Source organism: Kribbella sp. NPDC000426, from assembly GCF_040300265.1.
Taxonomy (GTDB): Bacteria; Actinomycetota; Actinomycetes; order Propionibacteriales; family Kribbellaceae; genus Kribbella.
This window is the reverse complement of sequence record NZ_JBEPDK010000009.1, coordinates 444,505-464,354: the sequence shown is the minus strand read 5'-3', so window position 1 is coordinate 464,354 and position 19,850 is coordinate 444,505. Positions and strand designations below refer to the sequence as shown.

Sequence of the window (19,850 nt, the reverse complement as noted above, 5' to 3'; positions counted from 1 at the left end):
CCGATGAACACGCCGCGTTCGCGGGCGGCCTCGGCTGTTTCGGTGCGGGCTTGGTCGGGGGCGGCGTGGAGTTTGGCGGCGCGGATGATCTTGTCGAGGCGGTACGGGGTGATGGCGTCGATCAGCGGGGCGACGCGCTGGTCGACGTACCGGGCGGCTTCTTCGGACAGTTTCAGGCAGTCGGCGGCGAGGCGGCGGGCTTTCCAGGGTGTGGCGTCGCCGGATTGGACGCGGGCCCAGGTGAACGGGAAGCGGTGGCGCAACGCGAGTGCTTCGCCGAGGAGTCCGGAGGCGACCATCGGGGAGATGCCGAGCACGACACCGAACTCGGCGATCGCGAACTCCGCGATCTCCGGGCAGCCCTCACCGCCCAGCACCACAGCGCGCTCGCGGCCGTCGGCTACCCGGCGGCCGGGACGGATCGGGCGGGTGGCGCAGACCGACGGGTGGTGGCGGTCGGCGTAGATCTGGGCGTGCTGCAGCAGTCGCGTGTCGGCCTGGTTGGCCGTCGCGCGGTGTTCGGCGGCGGACTCGAGGAGGTCGGCCGTCGACAGCTGCTCCAGATCTGTGTCGAACATGTGTTCGATTCTACATGGTCTAGAGCGGCTCGCCAAATCGGCGAGTCGCCGGAAGCCCTTATTTACAAGGCGAACAAGCAAGCGACCCCGCTGCTGCGGTCAGGTTCCGCGGTCGAGGACTACTGCGGGGGCGTAGTCGCGGCCTGCCGTGTTGTGGTTCAGGACATAGGCGACAGGTGTCTCAAGACATAGGCGACACGTGTCTCGGGTGATCGGCGACAGCTGTGGTGGGCTGGATGCTCGGGCATGTCGAAGGCTCGGTTGGTGATCACCGCGTTGTTCGTTGAGGGTCAGACGGCCGCTGAGGTAGCCCGGCGGTACAGGGTGCACCGGGCGTGGGTCTACAAGCTGAGAGCCCGGTATCTGGCTAAGGGCGAGGCGGCGTTCGAGCCTCGCAGCCGACGACCGAAGACCTTGCCTGGGGCGACCATGCCGGTGACGGTGGAGTTGGTACTGCGGCTGCGCAAGGAACTGACCGAGCAGGGCCTGGACGCCGGCGCGGACACCATCGGCTGGTACCTGCAGCACCACCACAACGTGCCGTTGTCGCGGGCGACGATCCACCGGATCCTGACCGGCGCCGACGCCGTCACCCCCGAGCCCGGCAAGCGGCCCAGGTCGTCCTACCTGCGGCTCGCCGCCGAGCAACCCAGCGAGTGCTGGCAGTCCGACTTCACCCGCTACCGCCTCGCCAGTGGCCAAGACATCGAAATCATCACCTGGCTGGACGACCACTCCCGCTACGCCCTGTCGGTCACCGCCCACCGGCGCATCACCTGCCGTCAAGCGCAACCCGACGGCAGTCAGGAACCATGCGTCACAGCCTGGATTCCTCGGACACGGAAGGGCCGGTGCCTGGCCTGACGCGTGCAGCAGAGCAGTCCCAAGGACGGTCGCCGAGGACCACCACTACTCCAAATCTCTTCTTTTCGTTGTTACTTCTTGAGTTGTTCGCGGTACCAGGCGGCTTTTTCTTCGAGGCGGGTGCGTTGGGACTGGAGTTCGGCGATGCGGCTTTCTACTACCTGGGCGTGTTCCTCGATGAGGGCCAGGCGTTCGGGCATGGTTTGGTCGGAGCGGGCCAGTTCGCCGTAGCGGCGGAGGCGTTCGATCGGCATGCCGGTGTCGCGGAGGCAGCGGAGGAAGTCGAGCATGGCGAGGTCGTCGTCGGAGTACTGCCGGCGGCCGCCGGAGTTGCGTGCCACCGGCGGCAGGATGCCCTCGCGTTCGTAGTACCGCAACGTGTCGATGCTGAACCCGGACCGTTCAGCCGCCTCTGCCGGACCGTACGTCGTCATGTCCCCACCCTAGACGGGATCTCGAGGGAGACTGCGGGTGTCGACGAGCTGGCGGGCGACGTCGTGGAGTTTGGTGTTGGTCTGCTGCGAGTACCGCCTGAGCACCTGGAAAGCGCGGTCGGAGTCGAGGCCGTAGCGCTCCATCAGGATCCCCATCGCCTGGCCGACGAGTTTGCGGGCGTCGACGGCGAGGTTGAGGTTCTGCTCGCGGCGGGCGGTCGCGACGGCGACGGACGCGTGCCGGGCCAGGATGTGCGCGATCGCCTCCGCGTCCGGTCCGAAGGCATCCGGTTCGACGCTGTAGAGACCCAGTACGCCGACTGTGCCCGCGGCAGTCCGCAGCGGTACGTCGAGAACGCTGCGGACCCCCAGGTCGAGAACCTTCTTGGCCCACTCCGGCCAGCGATGCTCGGAAGTGGTGTCGGGCACCATTACAGTCGCCTGGCTGTGCATGCACTCGACCAGCGGACCGGCCTCGCCGGCCATCTGGAACTGGTAGATCTCGGCCACGGTCGGATGGGTCGTCACCGGAACTTCCGGTTGTCCGCCCTTGGCGTAGAGCGCGATCCCGGCGTACTGGCAGTCCAGGGCCTGCAGAGCGAACTCGACAACCGCTTCAACGGTCTCCTCGACCCCGCCTGCGTCGTGCATCTCCAGGGCGAGCCGAGCGAATGTCGCGGCGACTTGGTCCGGGTCGCTCAGACCGGGCTGGGGCTCGATCTCATCCACCTTTCCATGATGCACCTGGACCGCACCGTGAACGAGGCGACGCGGATGTCCTGATTCGGGCGGTGCGTTGATCGCGCGGGAATGGGCACAGGAAGTTCTCAGCCCCGGGGCGACTCTGTGACGGAGGACGGGATGGACGTTCCGGAAGACATGACCAAGTACGCCGTGCTGCAGAAGGCATTGCTGCCGACGCGGCTACCGGTCCTTCCAGGCGTGGAGCTGTCGGCCCGCTACCTGCTGGCCGAGACGGACGCGTCGGCCGGCGGTGACTGGTTCGACTCGGTGGTGCTGGACGACGCCCGCATCGCCCTGGTTGTCGGCGACGTCGTCGGGCATGGCGTCCGGGCCTCGGCCGTGATGGGCCAGTTGCGCGCGGCACTGGGGATGGCGCTGCAGGACGGAGCGGATCCGGCGGTTGCGATCACCCGGCTGGAGAAGTTCGCGAGCCGCCTGCCCGGCGCCGAGGCGGCCACGGTGTGCGTCGCCGTACTGGATCCGTCGACCGGGGATCTGACGTACTGCGCGGCCGGTCATCCGCCGCCGCTGATCGCGTCGCGCAAAGGCACGGCCCGGTACGTCGAGCCCGCCGTCGGCAGCCCGCTCGGTGCACCTGGCGGCTACGAACTCGGTCATGACCACCTCGGGTTGGACGACGTGCTCTTGCTGTACACGGACGGGCTCATCGAACGTCCGCAGAGCACGCCGGATCAGGCGACCGCCGACCTGCTGGACGCCGTTGAGGCCGCCGTCGCCGGACCGCAGTACTCGGCCGAGCGCGTCACCGAGCAGGTGCTCGACCTGGTCACCGGCCACTCCGACGACGTCACGGTCCTTGCCGCGCATCGACGTACGCCGGTGGCGGCGATGACCCGGACCGGACCGGCTGTTCCGGAGACGGCGGCGCGGTTCCGCGACGAGTTCGCCGCGTGGCTGCGCGCACTGGAGCCGGAGCCCGTCGTGGTGATCGGACTGGAGAGCGCGGTCATCGAGCTGATGGCGAACGTGGTCGAGCACGCCTACTACGACTGCGCACCCGGTCAGCTCACACTGGCGGCCGACCTGGCGCCGAGCGGGCAGGTGGCGGTCTCGGTACAGGACCACGGCCGGTGGAAGGAATCGGAACCGTCCGTCGATCGTGGGCACGGGCTCGCGCTGGCGGGTGCGACGGTCGACGACCTCACCGTCAAGCGCACCCCGGACGGTACGACGGCAACCGTGCGTACGGCGCTGACCAAGGCGCCGAGCATGCTCGTGGGCGAGGTGTCGCCCGCAACCGACCGGGCCGAGTTCTCGGCGGCGGTCGCCGACGGGAGACTGCTGGTCGGCGGACCGATCGACATCGTCACCGCACGCGGGTTCGACCGCATCCTGCGCGAGGTCGCTCGCCACGCGACCCGACCGCTCACCGTCGACCTCTCGCGAGTAACCCACCTGGCCAGCGCAGGCATCCGCGTACTCGCCGCCGCCCTACGCCGCAGCGACCGCAAACTTGAACTGGTCGCACTGCGCGGCACCCCCGCGGACCACGTGCTCGGGCTGACGCAGCTCCCACATCGCACAGCCTGACCGATCACTCGGTGCACAGGCAGTTGATGGCGGGGTCGATCCAGTTTTGGCCGGACCATTCGGGGTGGCGGCCGATGAGGAGGGCCTTGACCTCGGTGCGGAGGTCGGACTCGGGCATGGCCGAGTCGCGTCGGCGCCAGGTTTCGTCACGGACTTCGCGGAGGTAGGCGGCGACCGTGGTGAGGATCTCCGGGCCGCCGAGGTCGCCATGGCCGGGTACGACGATCTTCGGTGCGGACGTGGTCAGCCGATCCATCACAGACAACCAGCCGACGCCGGAGACATCGACGTCGTACGGCGGGAACCACGGGAAGATCGCGAACTGACCCGTCTCGGCGAGATCCCCGGTGAACAGCACGCCGGCGTCCGGTACCTGGATGACCTGATCGCCCCTGGTGTGCCCGCGACCTGTGGCTCGCAGTTCGACGATCCGCCCGCCCAGATCGAGGTCGTGTACGTCGCCGTACACCTCGTCGGGGACAGGGATCTCGACGTCCTGGAGCCGCTCGGCGATCGGGCCGCCGAAACCGCGGAACATCTCCAGATAGCCGGTGCCCTTGGCCGCCAGGTCGTCCGCCTGCGCGCGGTTGACCAGGTACGTCGCATGCCCCGCGAAGACCTGTGCGCCGAACGCGTGCTCGGGATGGAAGTGGGTGGTGGTCAGGTACAGCTGCCTCCCGCGCGCCACCTCGGTCGCCAGCGCGAGCACCTCCGACGCGTTGGCGATGCCGATGCCGGTGTCGACGACCAGGACAGCGTCGGTGCCGCCGATGATGCCGATGTTCGGCACCAGGTCGACACGCTGGTTCGGGATCACGAGCAGGTCAGGCGCGAGCTCCAGGGCGTCGGCGACGTGGACGGCGGGGTCGGGCAGCAGTACGTCGGTCATGCTCCGATCCCACCGCTTGCGGCGTCGCGGCGTCCAAGACCGATCCGCTCGCGCCGATACCGTGCGGGTATCGTCGCTGGTCATGGAGCTGCGCACCCTGCGGTACTTCGTCGCCGTCGCGGAGGAACTCCACTTCGGCCGGGCCGCGGTGCGGCTGCAGATGAGTCAGCCGCCGCTGAGCCGGGCGATCAAGCAGTTGGAGCGCGAGCTCGGTGCCACGCTGTTCGACCGGTCCGCGGCGGGGGTCGCGCTGACGCCGGCGGGCGTCGTACTGCTGGAGGAGACAAGGACCCTGCTCGAGCAGGCTGACCAACTGAAGACGCGTGTACGCGGTGCGATCAGCTTCACGATCGGCATGCTGGGGGACAGCACCGATCCCGGTGCGGCGCGGTTGGCGGCCGCGTATCGGCAGCAGCATCCAGGTCTCGAGGTCCGCATTCGCGAGGCCGATCTGACCGATCCGACCTGCGGTCTCCGGGCTGGTCTCGTCGACGTGGCGTTGACCCGCGCGCCGTTCGACGAGACGGGATTGACCGTGCACGAGCTGCGGGCGGACCCGGTCGGCGCCGTACTGCGGGCCGATGATCCGCTGGCTCAGCACGATGAGTTGAAGCTCGCGGACCTGGCGGATCGGCGATGGTTCCAGTTCCCGGCGGACACGGATCCGATCTGGCAGTCGTACTGGAACGGTGGTCAGCAACGGGAAGGTCCGGTCGTACGGTCGGTCCAGGAATGCCTGCAGGCGGTGCTGTGGAACGGCACGGTCGGGCTGAGCCCGCTGGGCCACCACCCGCCCGGCGAGCTCACCGTCGTACCGATCGCCGATCTGCCGCCGAGCCGGGTCGTGGCGTGCTGGAAGACGGGGGAGACCAATCCGCTCGTGCGATCCTTCGTTGACCTCGCGTCCACTGCGTACCAGGGAGAATGGCCCGATGAGCGTTCTTGACAAGTTCTCGTTGGCCGGGCGGACGGCGTTGGTGACTGGTGGTTATCGGGGCCTCGGGCTCGCGTTCGCCACCGGTTTGGCCGAGGCCGGCGCGGACGTGGTGATCGGGGCGCGCGATGCCGTGGCGTCAGAGGAGGCGGCTGCACGGCTCGCCGAGGCGACCGGCCGGACGGTGATCGGGGTCGGGCTCGACGTGAACGACCGCGAGTCCGGGCAGGTCGCGGTCGCGGCTGCGTTGGAGGCGACCGGGCGGCTCGACATCCTGGTCAACAACGCCGGCGCCTGCGTGCACCGGCCGTCGCTCGAGATCCCGGACGACGAATGGGACGAGGTCTTCTCGACGAACGTCGACGGCCTGTGGAAACTCAGCCAGACGGCTGCGCGCCACTTCACCACGGTCGGCGGCGGCACGATCGTCAACATCGGCTCGATCTCCGCGCAGATCGTGAACCGTCCGCAGTGGCAACCGGCCTACAACGCGTCGAAGGCCGCGGTGCATCAGCTGACCAAGTCGCTGGCCGCGGAGTGGGCGCCGTTGAACATCCGGGTGAACGCCGTCGCGCCCGGTTACGTGAAGACGGAGATGGCGCCGGTCGACGAGCCGCAGTTCAGGGCGCGCTGGATCGACGACGCGCCGATGCAGCGGTACGCCGTACCCGAGGAGATCGCGCCGACGGTCGTCTTCCTCGCGTCGGACGCCTCCAGCTTCATGACCGGCTCAGTCGTGGTGATCGACGGCGGCTACACCCTTCACTAGCTGCTGCTCTCCAGCAGGGACAGGGACGCGGCGGCCGCTGAGGCAGGGTCGCCGGCCTCGATCGCCGCCGCGAGGGCTTCGTGCCAGGTGTCCTCGCCACGGGCGAAGACCTGCAGGCACTTGTCGTCGCGCACGCTCTCGGCCAGTGCGCGCGCGAAGCTCGTGTAGAGCTCGATCAGCACCGGGTTGTGCGATGCGCGCGCGACGCAGAGGTGGAACTCGACGTCCGCGCTGACGAACCTGGCCTCGTAGCCTGCCTCACCAGCGGCGGCGCGAGCTCCCAGTGCCTTGGCCAACTCCCGGATGTCGGTCCGCGTACGGCGGGATGCCGCGAGCCCGGCCGCGACGATGTCGAGCCCGCGGCGCACCTCGAGGACATCGCTCTGCTCGGCCACGCCCAACCGGCGACGGATCGCGACATCGGTGGCGTCACGGGCGGTCACATACGTGCCGTCGCCCTGGCGCGTCGCCAGCAGACCCGCATGCACCAGACCGCGGACCGCTTCCCGCACCGAAGCGCGGCTGACGCCGAGCTGTTCGACCAGCTCGGTCTCCGACGGGATGCGCTCACCGACCGCCCACCGGCCGTCCGTGATCTCCTCCCGTAACTGCGTCCCGACGGTCTCAACCAGAGAGACCCGCTCGACCTTCTTCATCGCAGCCTCTTCCTTAAACATCAGATGACTGGTAATCCTATCATCTAGCAACCCCGAGATCCCGGCTCGGTCCCGACAAAAAACTTCCGTTGAAGGAGGTCGGTCCGATGCACAACGCAGAATCACCGAACCAGCTCGCCTCCCACCCGGCTCGCCCGGCTCGTCCGGCTCGTCCGGCTACCGGCGACCGCCCGCCGGCCGACGCGGTGTCGGTGGTCGGACGGGTGCTGGACGCGATCCCGTTCAACAACGCCCACCGCCTGATCCTGTTGATGGTGCTGCTCGGCGCGTTCTTCGACGTGATGGAGGAGAACTCGCTCGGCGCGGTCGGCCCGGCGCTGAAGTCGGTCTGGAACATCTCCACGCCGGAGCTCGCGTTCCTGCAGACGGTCACGATCGGCGCGATGATCATCGGCAAGGTGATCACCGGCGCGCTCGGCGACCACAAGGGCCGCCGGTTCGCGCTCGGCTTCAACCTCGCGATCTACTGCGTGGGCGCGCTGATCTGCGCGCTCGCTCCGGGCTACGCGGTGCTGGCCGTCGGCCGGTTCATCGTCGGTATCGGGCTCGGCGGCGAGATCGCCGCGGGGATGACGATGCTCAGCGAGCTGGTCTCGACGAAGTACCGCGGTGCGGTGGTCGCGTCGCTCAACGTCGGCGCGGGCGGCTTCGGCAACGTCGTGTCGTTCGGGTTCGCGGCGGTCGTGCTCGGTCCGCTCGGCAACTTCTTCGGCGGCCCGGACACTAGTTGGCGATGGATGTTCGGCCTGCTGTTCCTGCCTGCGCTGCTCGTGCTCGTCTACCGGCGGTTCCTTCCGGAGACACCGCGGTACCTGGCCTCCCGCGGCCGGATCGACGAGGCGAACGGCGTCCTCACCCGGCTCGCTGCCGGCCGGCTGAAGGACAAGGGCGGCCCGGTCACGCCGTACATCGAGACGGTGGTCGGTACGGCGCCGCGGGTCGAGAAGGTGCGGCTGTCGGAGGTGTTCCACGGTGTCCTGCTGCGTCGTACGTCGGCGCTCGCGGTGATCTCGTGGATGACGTTCGGCGCGCAGGTGACGGTGCTCGTGCTGATGCCGACGATCCTGGTCGAGCAGGGGTACACGATCACCAAGAGCCTCGCGTTCACGATGGTGATGAACGTCGGCAGCCTGCTCGGCGCGGCCGCGGCGACGTACGCGGCGCTGCACCTGCCGCGGCGGTTCGTGATCACCGTCGGCGCCGCGGCGGCCTGCCTCGCCGCACTGGCCTTCGGGTTCCTGGCGAAGTCGCCGGCGCTGGTTCTGTTGCTTGGAGCAACCTTCCAGTTCTTCGTGCTGCTGCTGAACAGCACGATCTTCGCGTGGGCCCCGGAGCTCTACCCGACCCGGGTCCGCGCGTTCGGCACCGCGATGGTGGCGGTCCAGGGCAATGTCGCCGGGGCGTTCGTCCCGATCGGCGCCGGGCTGCTGTTCGACCGCGCCGGTGTCGTCGCGGTGTTCGTCCTGATCGCCGCCATGTACTCGGTGATGGCTGTCGCCAGCCGGTTCGCGCCGGAGACGCACGGCCGCTCGCTCGAGGAAATCTCGACCTCTGAAGGAGTCTGACCTATGGATCGCTTGCACGTCAGCGCCACATCGCACTGGCCCAACTACCTGCCCGAGTACGTCGCCCGCGAGTTCGGGTACTACGAGGCAGAGGGCCTGGACTTCTCCCGCAGCGCGCCGGACGACTGGACGCAGGTGCTCACCGATCTCGGGAGCGGTACTGCGGACGTCGTACTCGGCGGCCTGTGGGTGCCGGCGATGTACCACGGCCGCGGCCGTGAGTACCGCGCCTTCGCCCAGCTCAACGCGCGCAACCCGAAGGCGCTGGTGACCCGGGAGAAGGTGACCGACTTCGACTGGAAGGACCTCGAGGGCAAGGTCGTCGTCGCACCGGGAGCCGGCGGCACCGCGCCGTACGTGCACACCGCGGGCCTGATGCGGAAGGCCGGTGTCGACATGTCGAAGGTGCGCTGGGTGCGCGACCTGTCCGGCTCGATGCTCACCGAACTGTTTCTCGGCGGCATGGGTGACGCGCTCGTCACCGACCTGGTGAATGCCGCCTTCCTCGAGCACCGGCAGCAGGCATTCGTTGCCGTGCGCCACGATCGCGCCGGCGGACTGATGCCGAACAGCGTGTACTACACGACCGACACCGTCCTCGCACGTGAGGATCGTCTGATCGAGCGGTTCTGCCGGGCGCTGCAGCAGTCGCTCGACTGGCTGAAGGCGCACGAGGCCGCGGAGCTGACCGACCTGCTGGCGCGCGAGTGGCCCGGGCTGGACACCAAGGTGCTGATCGGCGTCGTCGACGACCTGCGGGCCAGCGGGATCTGGGACGACCTGCGGATCAGCGAGGACGGGTACGGCGAGTGGATGCGCATCCTCGCCGAGGACGGTCTGCTCGACGAGGCTCCGGCGTACGACGACATCGTCGATGCGCGACCTGCGTCGGCGGTGGCGTCATGAGGCCGATCCTCGCGCTCAGCCGGGCCGAGATCGCGAAGACGCTCGAGATGCCCGAAGTGATCGAGGCCGTCGAGCAGGCGCACGCGGCGCTGACGACTGGCGGTGCCGTTCAGGCCGAGCGGTCGACGGTCGAGGTGCCCGGGTGTACGACGTTGCTCGTGCCGATGACGGCTGCGATCGCGTCCCAGCGGGTGGCGGGGATCAAGTTGCTGACTGATACCCCCGCGAACGCCAAGCGGTCGATGCCCGTGCAGCAGTCGACTGTGCTGCTCGTCGATCCGGAGACGGGGTCGTGCGAGGCCATTCTGGACGGGCCGGCGCTGACGTTGTTCCGGACGGCGGCGGCCTCGGCGGTGGCGACTCGTCATCTGGCGCGTGCGGCCTCGCGGACGCTTGGGCTGGTCGGTGCGGGAGCGCAGGCTCGGGCTCATCTGGATGCGTTGGCTGCTGTGATGACGGTTGATCGGGTTGTCGTGTGGAGTCGGACGAAGGCCCGCGTCGACGCGTTTGCCGCGTATGCCCAGGAACGTGTCGGAGACGTGGTCGTTGCCTCCGGGCCTGAAGAGGTTGTGCGGGCGGCGGATGTGCTGTGCACGTTGACGCCCTCGCGGGAGCCTGTGGTCCATGGCGAGTGGTTTGCGCCGGGTCTGCACGTGAATGCGGTAGGCGCTCCGCCGCGGCCGGATTATCGCGAGATCGACACCGAGGGCATCGTCCGCAGCCGAGTAGTCGTCGACAGCTACGACGTCGTACGGCGGGAATCGGGCGACGTGCTCGTACCGCTGGCCGAAGGCGCGATCACGGCCGAGCATTTCGAGACCGAGCTGGGTGATGTGGTCGCCGGCGTTCGACCGGGACGTCGTACGGACACCGAGATCACGCTGTTCGACTCGGTCGGGCTCGGTCTGCAGGACGTCGCGGCGGCACGGCTGGCGGTCGACGCGGCCCGCCGGACCGGACTCGGCGTGGAACTCAGGCTCAACTGAGCCCCGAAGACGTGTGACCCGCCCCTCGCCGGGATCGAGCCGGCGGGTCACACTTTCGAACCGATCAGAAGGAGTTGCAGTATGCCGACACCGAGCCCGGGCTACTCGATCACCGCACGCCTGGAGGCTCCCGCCTCCCCGCACACCACTGCCGGTCTGACCAGTGCGATCAGTGCAGCCGGCGGCGCACTCACCGCGCTCGACGTGGTCGAGTCGCGGGCCGACCGGGTCGTCGTCGACGTCACCTGTGACGCGGTCGACGCCAACCACGCGGCGGCCCTGGAGAAGGCGCTCGGTGAGGTCGAAGGGGTGGTCGTCCGTAAGGTCAGTGACCGCACCTTCCTGCTGCACCTCGGCGGCAAGCTCGAGGTTGTGCCGAAGGTTCCGCTGAAGCACCGCGACGACCTGTCCCGCGCGTACACACCGGGCGTGGCCCGCGTCTGCCAGGCGATCGCGGAGAACCCGGCCGACGCCCGCCGGCTGACGATCAAGCGCAACACGGTCGCTGTCGTCACGGACGGCTCGGCCGTGCTCGGGCTCGGCAACATCGGGCCGGCGGCCGCGCTGCCGGTGATGGAGGGCAAGGCCGCGCTGTTCAAGCAGTTCGCAGGGGTCGACGCGTGGCCGGTCTGTCTGGACACCCAGGACACCGACGCGATCGTCGAGATCGTCCGCGCGATCGCGCCCGTGTACGGCGGCGTGAACCTCGAGGACATCGCCGCACCACGCTGTTTCGAGATCGAGCGCCGGTTGCGCGAAGCCCTCGACATCCCGGTGTTCCACGACGACCAGCACGGTACGGCGATCGTCGTACTGGCCGCGCTCGCGAACGCGCTGCGCGTGGTGGGCAAGCGGATCGAGGACGTGCGGATCGTAGTGTCCGGCGTCGGCGCGGCCGGTCACGCGGTGATCCGGTTGCTGGCCGCCCAGGGCGCCGGCGAGATCGTTGCCTGCGGTCGCAACGGTGCGGTGCATTCCGGGCAGACCGGGTTGGAGACGTACCGGGCCTGGATCGCCGAGAACACCAACCCCCGTGGTGAGACCGGCTCGCTGGCCGAGGTACTGGCCGGTGCGGATGTCTTCATCGGTGTCTCCGGTCCGGGCCTGCTCACCGGCGCCGACATCGCCACGATGGCCGACCGGGCGATCGTTTTCGCGCTGGCGAACCCGGATCCCGAGGTGGATCCGGTCGCGGCCGGCGAACATGCCGCCGTGGTGGCCACCGGGCGGTCCGACTACCCGAACCAGATCAACAACGTGCTCGCGTTCCCCGGGTTCTTCCGCGGCATGCTCGACGCCGGCGCGCACGAGATCACCGACGCCGTGATGCTGGCCGCCGCGGACGCGATCGCGGACACGGTCGCGGCGGACGAGCTCAATCCGACGTACATCGTCCCGAGCGTCTTCGACGCGGCCGTCGCGCCGGCGGTCGCGGCGGCAGTCCGGCAGGCGGTCGAGGCGCATGCCTGAGATCACCGTGCTCGGCGAACCGAACGAGCAGATCCTGACCCCGGCGGCATTGGAGTTCGTTGCCCTCCTGCACACCGAGTTCGGTGCCCGGCGCAACGACCTCCTCGCGGCCAGACAGCGTCGGCGCGGCACGGAGCTGGACTTCCTGGCTGAGACCGCGTCGATCCGGGAGGCCGACTGGAAGGTGGCTCCGGCGCCGGCCGACCTGTTGGACCGTCGCGTGGAGATGACTGGTCCGACCGACCGGAAGATGGCGATCAATGCCCTCAACTCCGGCGCCCGCGTCTGGCTCGCGGACCTCGAGGACGCGAGTACGCCGCATTGGCAGAACGTGATCGGCGGGCAGGTGAACCTGTACGACGCGGTCCGCCGGACGATCACGTTCACGTCCGAGGCCGGCAAGGAGTACACGCTCAGCTCGGATCGACAGCTGGCGACTATCGTGATGCGGCCGCGCGGCTGGCACCTCGATGAGCGGCACGTGCTCGTCGACGGCGTACCGGTAGCCGGTGCGCTCGTGGACTTCGGGCTGTATTTCTTCCACAACGCCGCCGAGTTGCTCGCGCGGGGGAGTGGGCCGTACTTCTACCTGCCGAAGCTGGAGAGCCATCTCGAGGCGCGGCTGTGGAACGACGTCTTCGTCCGTGCGCAGGAGCAACTCGGCGTACCGCAGGGCAGCGTCCGGGCAACGGTCCTGATCGAGACGATCCCGGCCGCGTTCGAGATGGACGAGATCCTGTACGAACTGCGTGACCACGCTTCCGGACTGAACGCCGGCCGGTGGGACTACCTGTTCAGCGTGATCAAGTACTTCCGCGACTCCGGCCCCGACTACGTGCTGCCGGATCGCAACGCGGTGACGATGAGCGCGCCGTTCCTGCGCGCGTACACGCGGTTGCTGGTGCGGACCTGTCACCGTCGCGGCGCGTTCGCGATGGGTGGGATGGCGGCGTTCATCCCGAGCCGCAAGGATCCGTTCGTCAACGGGATGGCGTTCGCCAAGGTCCGGGCCGACAAGCAGCGCGAGGCCGGTGACGGGTTCGACGGCTCGTGGGTCGCGCACCCCGATCTCGTGCCGATCTGCCGGGAGGTGTTCGACGGCGTGCTCGGCGATCAACCGAACCAGCTCGGCAAACCGCTCGAGGACGTGGTCACCGACGCGCGCGATCTCGTCGACGTCCGGTCGACCCCGGGGGAGCCGACCGAAGCCGGCCTGCGCAACAACGTCCACGTCGGCCTGCTGTACCTGGCGTCCTGGCTGCGCGGCAACGGAGCTGTTGCCATCGACAGCTTGATGGAGGACGCCGCCACCGCCGAGATCGCGCGGTCGCAGATCTGGCAGTGGGTGCACAACGAGGTGAAGCTCGATTCGGGCGAGCAGGTGACGGCCGGGCTGGTCGAGCGGATCGTCGACGAGGAGATCGCCGCCCTCGGCGGCGGCTTCGAGGACGCCAGGCGGATCTTCTGCGATGTCGCTCTTGCCGATACCTACGCCGACTTCCTCACGCTGCCGGCCTACGACGCTGTACTGGAGGCGGAATGCGCATCCTGATCGCGAACGTGAACACCACCAAGACGATGACGGAGACGATCCGCGCGCAGGCAGCGGCGTACGCGTCACCTGGCACCGAGGTGCTGGGGCTCACGCCGGACGTCGGGCCGGAGTCGGTGGAGGGTAACTTCGAGAGCTACCTCGCGGCCGTCGCCGTGATGGACGCGGTCGTCCGGTACGACGGCCCGTACGACGCAGTCATCCAGGCAGGGTACGGCGAGCACGGGCGCGAAGGGCTGCAGGAGCTGCTCGACGTACCGGTCGTCGATATCACCGAGGCTGCGGCACAGGTCGCGATGCTGGTCGGCCGGAGCTACTCGGTCGTGACCACGCTGGACCGGGCGGTGCCGCAGATCGAGGACCGGCTGTTGCTGGCAGGACTGGCGGATCGGTGTGCTTCGGTGCGAGCGAGCGGTCTCGCGGTGCTCGAACTGGAAGCGGACCCGGGCCGTGCCGTCGACGCGATCGTCGAGCAGGCGGTCAAGGCAGTGACCGAGGATCGCGCCGAGGTGATCTGCCTCGGCTGCGGTGGGATGGCCGGCCTGGACCAGAAAGTCGCCGCGGCCACCGGCGTACCGGTGGTGGACGGCGTCGCGGCCGCGGTCGTGCTCGCCGAGTCACTGGTCCGGCTCGGACTCTCGACCAGCAAGGTCCGGACGTACGCCGCGCCCCGTCCGAAATCCGTCATCGGCTGGCCGTTGGGAGGGCGACGCCACTGACTTCGCAGAATCGCTTGAAACGTCAGACGACTGGTAATCATACTAACGACTACCGAGATCCCGGCTCGATCGACAGCTCAATCCCCTTGTCATCAGGAGGTCGGTCAGATGCACCCCTCGGACTCTCAAGTCACCGCTGCACCACCACCCGCCACCGGTCGCCTCTCGGAGGTGATGGACCGGATCGGCTGGACCCGCGCGCACTGGGTCGTGGCCGGCATGGTCCTGGCCGGTATGTTCTTCGACGCACTCGAACAAGACACCACCGGTGCCATCACCGAAGGCCTCAAGGCCAGCTTCGGCATGGACACCGGCGACCTCGCCTTCCTGAACACCGTGATGATCATCGGTGGACTGGTCGGCCGGGTCACCACCGGCTACCTCGCCGACCGCAAGGGCCGGCGCTACGCGCTCTCGTTCAATCTGCTGCTCTACACCCTCGGCGGCATCCTGAGCGCGATCGCGCCCAACCAGACGATCCTCGAAGTGTCCCGGTTCATCGTCGGGATCGGCCTCGGCGGCGAGTTCACCGTCGGCCTCGCGCTGGTGACCGAGATGGTCGCCACGAAGTACCGCGGCACCGTTGCCGCATCGCTCAACATCGGGTCCGGCGGCGTCGGCAACTTCGTTGCTTTCGGCCTCTTCCTGGTCGTGCTCGGTCCGCTGAACGACGTCCTCGGCGGCACCTCCGCGAGCTGGCGGTGGCTGTACGTGCTGCTCGCCGTACCTGCACTGCTCGTCGTGTTCATCCGGCGGTACATGCCGGAGTCGCCCAGATTCCTGTTGTCGAAGGGTCGATTGGACGAGGCGAACGCCGCACTGACCGCGCTCGCCTCCGGCCGGCTCAGCCGCAAGGGCAAGGGCCCGGTGACGCAGTACCTCACGAACGACGACATCCCTGATGTGGTCGGTCAGTCCGTGCCGCTGCGGACGCTGGTGACGATCGGTTCGCTGCGGCGTACGGCGGCTATCGGTGTGGCGTCCTGGATGTCGTTCGGCGCGCAGATCACCTTGCTGGTGTTGATGCCGAGCATCCTCGTTGCCCAGGGCTACAGCATCAGTGACAGCCTGGCGTTCACGATGGTGATGAACCTCGGCAGCCTGCTCGGCGCCTGTGCGGCAGCACTCGTCGCGCGCAGCGTCGGCCGGCGTACGACGGTTGTCACCGCGGGCATCCTCGGTTGCTGCGCCGCGGTCGCGTTCGCCACCTTCGCGCACGGCACCACGCTGATCCTGTTGCTCGGCGGCACGTTCCAGTTCTTCGCGCTGCTGCTCAACACCACGCTCGCCGCCTGGTCGCCCGAGGTGTACCCGACCGAAGTACGCGCCCTCGGTACGTCGATCGTCAACGGGATCGGGAACGTCTCCGGCGCCGTGATGCCGCTGATCGCCGTCCCGGTCTTCGCCGCCTGGGGGATGTCCGGCGTGTTCCTGATGCTCGCGCTGATGTACGTCGTCCTCGCGGTCGCGGCCCGGTTCGCGCCGGAGACGTACCGGCTGTCGCTGGAAGAGATCAACCAAACCCAAGTCTGAGAGGAAGTTCCTGGTGAGGGAATACAGCACCCCGATCGACTACCGGCGGATGGAAGCCCTGCTCCGCGACTTCGAGCCGAGCTTCGACTTCGAACCCGCCGGCCAGATCACGGAGGCGGAGTACGCCGACCGGATCGAACGGCTCCGCCGAGAGGCGACGGTGGCGGGACTCGACGCGTTGCTCGTGCACTCGAGCCTGGTCGGCTGGTACCACACGTCGAACCCGTTCCTGCGATACCTGTGCGACTGGATGCGGGAGGGGGTGCTGATCCTCCCGACCGATGCCGACCTCGATCCCGAACTGCTCTCGTTCTGGACCGAGTCGGCCGTCGTACCGCCCGGCGGCGAGCCGCTGCTCGTCGGCGACATCTGGCAGGTGTCGCCATTCGGCCGGGAGAGCGTGGACCGGCCCGGATCCCCGCTGCACAAGACGATCGACGGGTGCGTCGGCGCCCTGCGACGGCTCGGTCTCGCGGGCGGTGCGCTCGGTCTGATCGGTGACGAGACGGCCGCCACCTTCTTCGCCGGGTTGCAGTCGGAGCTGCCGTCGGTGGGGTTCACGAACGCCACCGACATGATCCTGCGGATGCAGCGGATCCGGACCACGGCCGAGATCGACATCATCCGGTCCGCGGGCGAACTGATCGGCATCGGCTGGGAGGCGCTCTGCCACGTCGCCCGGCCGGGCGTCACCGACTACGAGGCGTACGCCGCGTTCTCGTACGCACAGATGGCGCGCGGCGGCGAGACCGGTGACGGCTATCAGATCGGCGCGAACCGGTACGGGACGTTGTGCGGCAAGCCGTACGGGCATGTCCTCACCGAGGGCGATCTGCTCAACCTTTACATCTCCAACGTCACCTATCTCGGGTACTGCGCGCAGGCCGCGCGGATGATGGTGATCGGTACGGCGACCTCCAAGCAGGACGAGGTCCTGGAGATGACGGTGGACGCCGTACGCCGGGCCGAGGCGCTGATCAGGCCCGGTGTGAAGTTCAGCGAACTGCACGACGCCGCGTTCGAGGCGTACGTGGAGCGGGGCTACCTGAAGTCGAAGGAGACCCGGACCATGCCGTTCAACTGGGAGGCGATGCCGGACGGATCGCCACGTCCGGTGCCGCGCCAGTACGTCCCCGATGCGGACTGGGAGGCGCAAGGACGCCGGCTCATGCATGTCTGGCCGGCCGCTCCCGGTCCGCACAACCCGAACCTGGGGCACGCGATCGGGATGCCGAAGCTCCCGCAGTACAACGTTGCCTCGCACAACACCGACCGGATGGAACCCGGCATGGTGTTCGTGCTGCACGCGCAGTGGGTCGACCCCCTGGTCGCAGGCTCGAACCTGGGCGACCTGTACGTCGTCACCGAGACCGGTTTCGAGAACCTGACCTGCCGTACGCCGGTGGAACCGTACCGAACGGAGAAGACCGCATGACCGCCCTCAAACTCAGCTCGATGGCCCATGGCCTGAACTACCTTCCCGAATATGTTGCGCGCGGCAACGGAATCTTCGCCGCCAACGGTCTGGAGGTCCCGTACACACTGCGCGACCCCTGGGACGGCATCATGCACGACCTCGCCGACGGGACGTCGGACGTCGCGTTAGGCGGCATCTGGGTGCCGGCCATGTACTCCGGCCGCGGCCGCGACTTCGTCGCGATCGCCCAACTGAACGACCGCTTCCCGATGTGCATCGTCACGCGTGAGCGCGTCGACGGCTTCGAGCTGTCCTGGCTCCGCGACCGCACGATCCTCGTCCCCGGCCAGGGCGGCACGGCCCCCGCCGAATTCACCCGCGGCCTGATGCGCGAGGCCGGGCTCGACCCGTGGCAGACCCGCTTCGCGCACGACCTGTCGATGCCCATGCTCCATGAGCTGTATGTCAACGGCCTGGCCGACGCCTTCCTCACCGACCTGGTCACCGCGCTCGAACTGCAGCAGTCCGGCCAGGGCCACATCGCCTACCTGCACGCCGAACGCGGCGGCCGAATGCCCAACAGCGTGTACTACGTCCTCCGCGAACGCCTTGATGAGCTGACACCGGCGTTGATTCCGTTCGTCCGCTCGATCGACACGGCGATGCAGCAACTACGCGAGGGCACGGTGGTCGACCTTGTCGGCTTGTTCAGCGCCGAGTGGCCCGATGCCGACCCGTCGACGTTGCTCGCCGCAACAGAACTCCTGATCAAACACGGCGTTTGGAAAACTCCCCGCATAGACCCCACGGCCTGCGAACGCTGGACCGGCATCCTCCACACTGCGGGCCTGACTGTCACCCACGTGAAGTACCCCGACATCGTGGACACCCGAGCCATGCCTCTGGAGCAGCCTCACCTGGTGATTGCCTTACCGGGTGATTCGGTCTACTCGGTGGCCGATCTGGTCGAAGATGTGGATCCGGGTGGTGTCGAGGGCGAGGTGGATGCGGGAGCCGCGTTTCAGGTCGGCTTCGGCAGGGAGTTCGATGACCAGGTCGGCTCGGCGGTGAGTGGGAGGTAGCAGCTCGGCGGGGGCCGACGTACGGGACCGGACTCGCGACAGGACTCTGGTCAGCACCGACGTGGGCGCGTCCTGATGGGGTACGGCGTGCATCGGTCTCGCCTGGCCGACCTGGTCCGGGTTGACCGCCTCGATCCCGCACTCGACGAACGCGATGGATTGCTGCCCGTGGAACTCGAACGCCCGCAACGTCCCGACGAGCTGGTTCGCGACGTCCTCGTCGGTGATGACCCGGAAGGCGTTCGAGCGGGCGCCGACGATGACCTGCGCGCCGTCGTGGTGGCGCAGGATCAGCGAGCGGCGGTCGGGCGGGGGCAAGGCGATGGACTGGCTGCCGAAGTCGAGTGCGACCCGATGGTGTGCCGTGACGCGGACGGTCGCGGACAGCAGGTTGATCCGCGGTGCGCCGAGGAAGCCGGCGACGAACGCGGTCGCCGGGTCGTTGTAAACCTGCGCCGGCGTGCCGACGTCCTCGATCCGGCCGTCGCGCATGACCGCGATCCGGTCGGCCAGCGTCAGCGCCTCGACCTGGTCGTGGGTCACGTACAGCGTGGTGACGTTCAGGTCCCGCGTCATCGCGCCGATCTCCTGGCGCAGCTCGGTCCGCATCGTGGCGTCGAGGTTCGACAGCGGCTCGTCCAGCAGGAACACGTTCGGCCGGCGGACGAGCGCCCGCCCGATCGCGACGCGCTGGCGCTGCCCGCCGGACAGCGTCCGCGGCATCCGGTCGAGCACCGACCCGATGCTGAGGATCTGGGCCAGGCCGGCGGCGGTCGAGCTGGCGTCGTCGTCGCCCTGGCCGGCGATCTGGAGCGGGAACATGATGTTCTCGCGGACGGTCCGGTTCGGGTAGAGCGCGCCGGTCTGGAAGACCATCGCCACCTGCCGGTCCTTCGGCGGCAAGCGGGTTCCCTTGGTCCGCCCGAACCAGACCTCGCCGGCGGTCACCCGCTCCAGCCCCGCGATCATCCGCAGCAGCGTCGTCTTCCCGCACCCCGACGGCCCGAGCAGCACCATGAACTCGCCGTCGGCGATATCGAGGGACAGCTCGTCCACGGCCAGGTGTTCACCCTCGAACACCTTGGACACCCCGTCGAGCCGGATCGCTGTCATCCCGTTCCTTATACGGGAAGATCCGGTCCACCGGCAAGCACTGGCCCCCGCTTTGCAGGTACTTGCA

The 19,850-nt window shown here is 68.5% G+C and carries 17 protein-coding genes and 2 pseudogenes; 13 read left to right on the top strand and 6 right to left on the bottom strand.

Going from position 1 to position 19,850, the window contains the following annotated elements:
• A pseudogene (locus ABT313_RS39175) lies at positions 1 to 578 on the bottom strand (hypothetical protein); the annotation flags it as partial.
• A gap of 246 nt (positions 579 to 824) precedes the next feature.
• Here ABT313_RS39175 and ABT313_RS39170 point away from each other — a divergent pair.
• On the top strand, positions 825 to 1,442 hold the full coding sequence (locus tag ABT313_RS39170) for a helix-turn-helix domain-containing protein (RefSeq protein WP_350864951.1): 618 nt from the start codon (positions 825 to 827) through the stop codon (positions 1,440 to 1,442).
• A gap of 71 nt (positions 1,443 to 1,513) precedes the next feature.
• Here the strand turns inward: ABT313_RS39170 and ABT313_RS39165 are convergent, their stop codons facing one another.
• Both ABT313_RS39165 and ABT313_RS39160 read right to left on the bottom strand, forming a co-directional pair.
• Positions 1,514 to 1,876 carry a MerR family transcriptional regulator gene (locus ABT313_RS39165; RefSeq protein WP_350864949.1) on the bottom strand — a complete coding sequence of 121 codons (363 nt, stop codon included), beginning with the start codon at positions 1,874 to 1,876 and terminating at the stop codon, positions 1,514 to 1,516.
• Positions 1,877 to 1,885: 9 nt separating this feature from the next.
• Positions 1,886 to 2,605 (bottom strand): ANTAR domain-containing protein, encoded by a 720-nt coding sequence (locus ABT313_RS39160; protein WP_502884056.1) that lies wholly within the window; start codon positions 2,603 to 2,605, stop codon positions 1,886 to 1,888.
• Between the two features lie 132 nt (positions 2,606 to 2,737).
• Between ABT313_RS39160 and ABT313_RS39155 the strand changes: the two genes are divergently transcribed.
• Positions 2,738 to 4,171: a SpoIIE family protein phosphatase gene (locus tag ABT313_RS39155; protein ID WP_350864946.1), complete on the top strand. Its 1,434-nt coding sequence runs from the start codon at positions 2,738 to 2,740 to the stop codon at positions 4,169 to 4,171.
• A gap of 4 nt (positions 4,172 to 4,175) precedes the next feature.
• Here ABT313_RS39155 and ABT313_RS39150 read toward each other — a convergent pair whose 3' ends face one another.
• Positions 4,176 to 5,060 carry an MBL fold metallo-hydrolase gene (locus tag ABT313_RS39150; RefSeq protein WP_350864942.1) on the bottom strand — a complete coding sequence of 295 codons (885 nt, stop codon included), beginning with the start codon at positions 5,058 to 5,060 and terminating at the stop codon, positions 4,176 to 4,178.
• A gap of 82 nt (positions 5,061 to 5,142) precedes the next feature.
• On the opposite strand from ABT313_RS39150, the gene ABT313_RS39145 reads away from it, so the two are divergent.
• Positions 5,143 to 6,006: a LysR family transcriptional regulator gene (locus ABT313_RS39145; RefSeq protein ID WP_350864940.1), complete on the top strand. Its 864-nt coding sequence runs from the start codon at positions 5,143 to 5,145 to the stop codon at positions 6,004 to 6,006.
• Entirely contained in the window at positions 5,993 to 6,763 is a 771-nt protein-coding gene (locus tag ABT313_RS39140) for an SDR family NAD(P)-dependent oxidoreductase (RefSeq protein WP_350864937.1), read from the top strand. Before ABT313_RS39145 ends, ABT313_RS39140 begins: the two co-directional genes overlap by 14 nt.
• Here ABT313_RS39140 and ABT313_RS39135 read toward each other — a convergent pair.
• On the bottom strand, positions 6,760 to 7,440 hold the full coding sequence (locus tag ABT313_RS39135; protein WP_350864934.1) for a FadR/GntR family transcriptional regulator: 681 nt from the start codon (positions 7,438 to 7,440) through the stop codon (positions 6,760 to 6,762). The genes ABT313_RS39140 and ABT313_RS39135 overlap by 4 nt on opposite strands.
• An 86-nt stretch (positions 7,441 to 7,526) precedes the next feature.
• On the opposite strand from ABT313_RS39135, the gene ABT313_RS39130 reads away from it, so the two are divergent.
• The 9 genes and pseudogenes from ABT313_RS39130 to ABT313_RS39090 form a co-directional block, all read left to right on the top strand.
• A complete protein-coding gene (locus tag ABT313_RS39130) occupies positions 7,527 to 9,005 on the top strand; it encodes an MFS transporter (protein WP_350864931.1) in 1,479 nt (492 codons plus the stop codon).
• 3 nt (positions 9,006 to 9,008) lie between these two features.
• A complete protein-coding gene (locus ABT313_RS39125) occupies positions 9,009 to 9,911 on the top strand; it encodes an ABC transporter substrate-binding protein (RefSeq protein WP_350864929.1) in 903 nt (300 codons plus the stop codon).
• On the top strand, positions 9,908 to 10,897 hold the full coding sequence (locus ABT313_RS39120) for an ornithine cyclodeaminase family protein (protein ID WP_350864927.1): 990 nt from the start codon (positions 9,908 to 9,910) through the stop codon (positions 10,895 to 10,897). Before ABT313_RS39125 ends, ABT313_RS39120 begins: the two co-directional genes overlap by 4 nt.
• A gap of 81 nt (positions 10,898 to 10,978) precedes the next feature.
• The gene (locus tag ABT313_RS39115; RefSeq protein WP_350864925.1) at positions 10,979 to 12,367 is read left to right on the top strand and encodes an NAD-dependent malic enzyme; all 1,389 of its coding nucleotides are present in this window, start codon (positions 10,979 to 10,981) and stop codon (positions 12,365 to 12,367) included.
• Positions 12,360 to 13,919 (top strand): malate synthase A, encoded by a 1,560-nt coding sequence (gene aceB, locus ABT313_RS39110; protein WP_350864923.1) that lies wholly within the window; start codon positions 12,360 to 12,362, stop codon positions 13,917 to 13,919. Before ABT313_RS39115 ends, aceB begins: the two co-directional genes overlap by 8 nt.
• On the top strand, positions 13,907 to 14,638 hold the full coding sequence (locus ABT313_RS39105; RefSeq protein WP_350864921.1) for an aspartate/glutamate racemase family protein: 732 nt from the start codon (positions 13,907 to 13,909) through the stop codon (positions 14,636 to 14,638). The genes aceB and ABT313_RS39105 overlap by 13 nt, the downstream gene beginning before the upstream one ends.
• A gap of 108 nt (positions 14,639 to 14,746) precedes the next feature.
• Positions 14,747 to 16,171: an MFS transporter gene (locus tag ABT313_RS39100; RefSeq protein WP_350864919.1), complete on the top strand. Its 1,425-nt coding sequence runs from the start codon at positions 14,747 to 14,749 to the stop codon at positions 16,169 to 16,171.
• A 13-nt stretch (positions 16,172 to 16,184) separates the two neighbouring features.
• Positions 16,185 to 17,606, top strand: coding sequence for a M24 family metallopeptidase (locus ABT313_RS39095; RefSeq protein WP_350864917.1), 1,422 nt, complete (start codon positions 16,185 to 16,187; stop codon positions 17,604 to 17,606).
• Positions 17,603 to 18,247 (top strand): annotated as a pseudogene (locus tag ABT313_RS39090) (ABC transporter substrate-binding protein); the annotation flags it as partial. The gene ABT313_RS39095 and the pseudogene ABT313_RS39090, both read left to right, overlap by 4 nt.
• A gap of 270 nt (positions 18,248 to 18,517) precedes the next feature.
• Here ABT313_RS39090 and ABT313_RS39085 read toward each other — a convergent pair.
• Complete coding sequence (locus tag ABT313_RS39085; RefSeq protein WP_350864915.1) at positions 18,518 to 19,783, bottom strand: ABC transporter ATP-binding protein; 1,266 nt, start codon at positions 19,781 to 19,783, stop codon at positions 18,518 to 18,520.
• Positions 19,784 to 19,850: the final 67 nt, after the last annotated feature.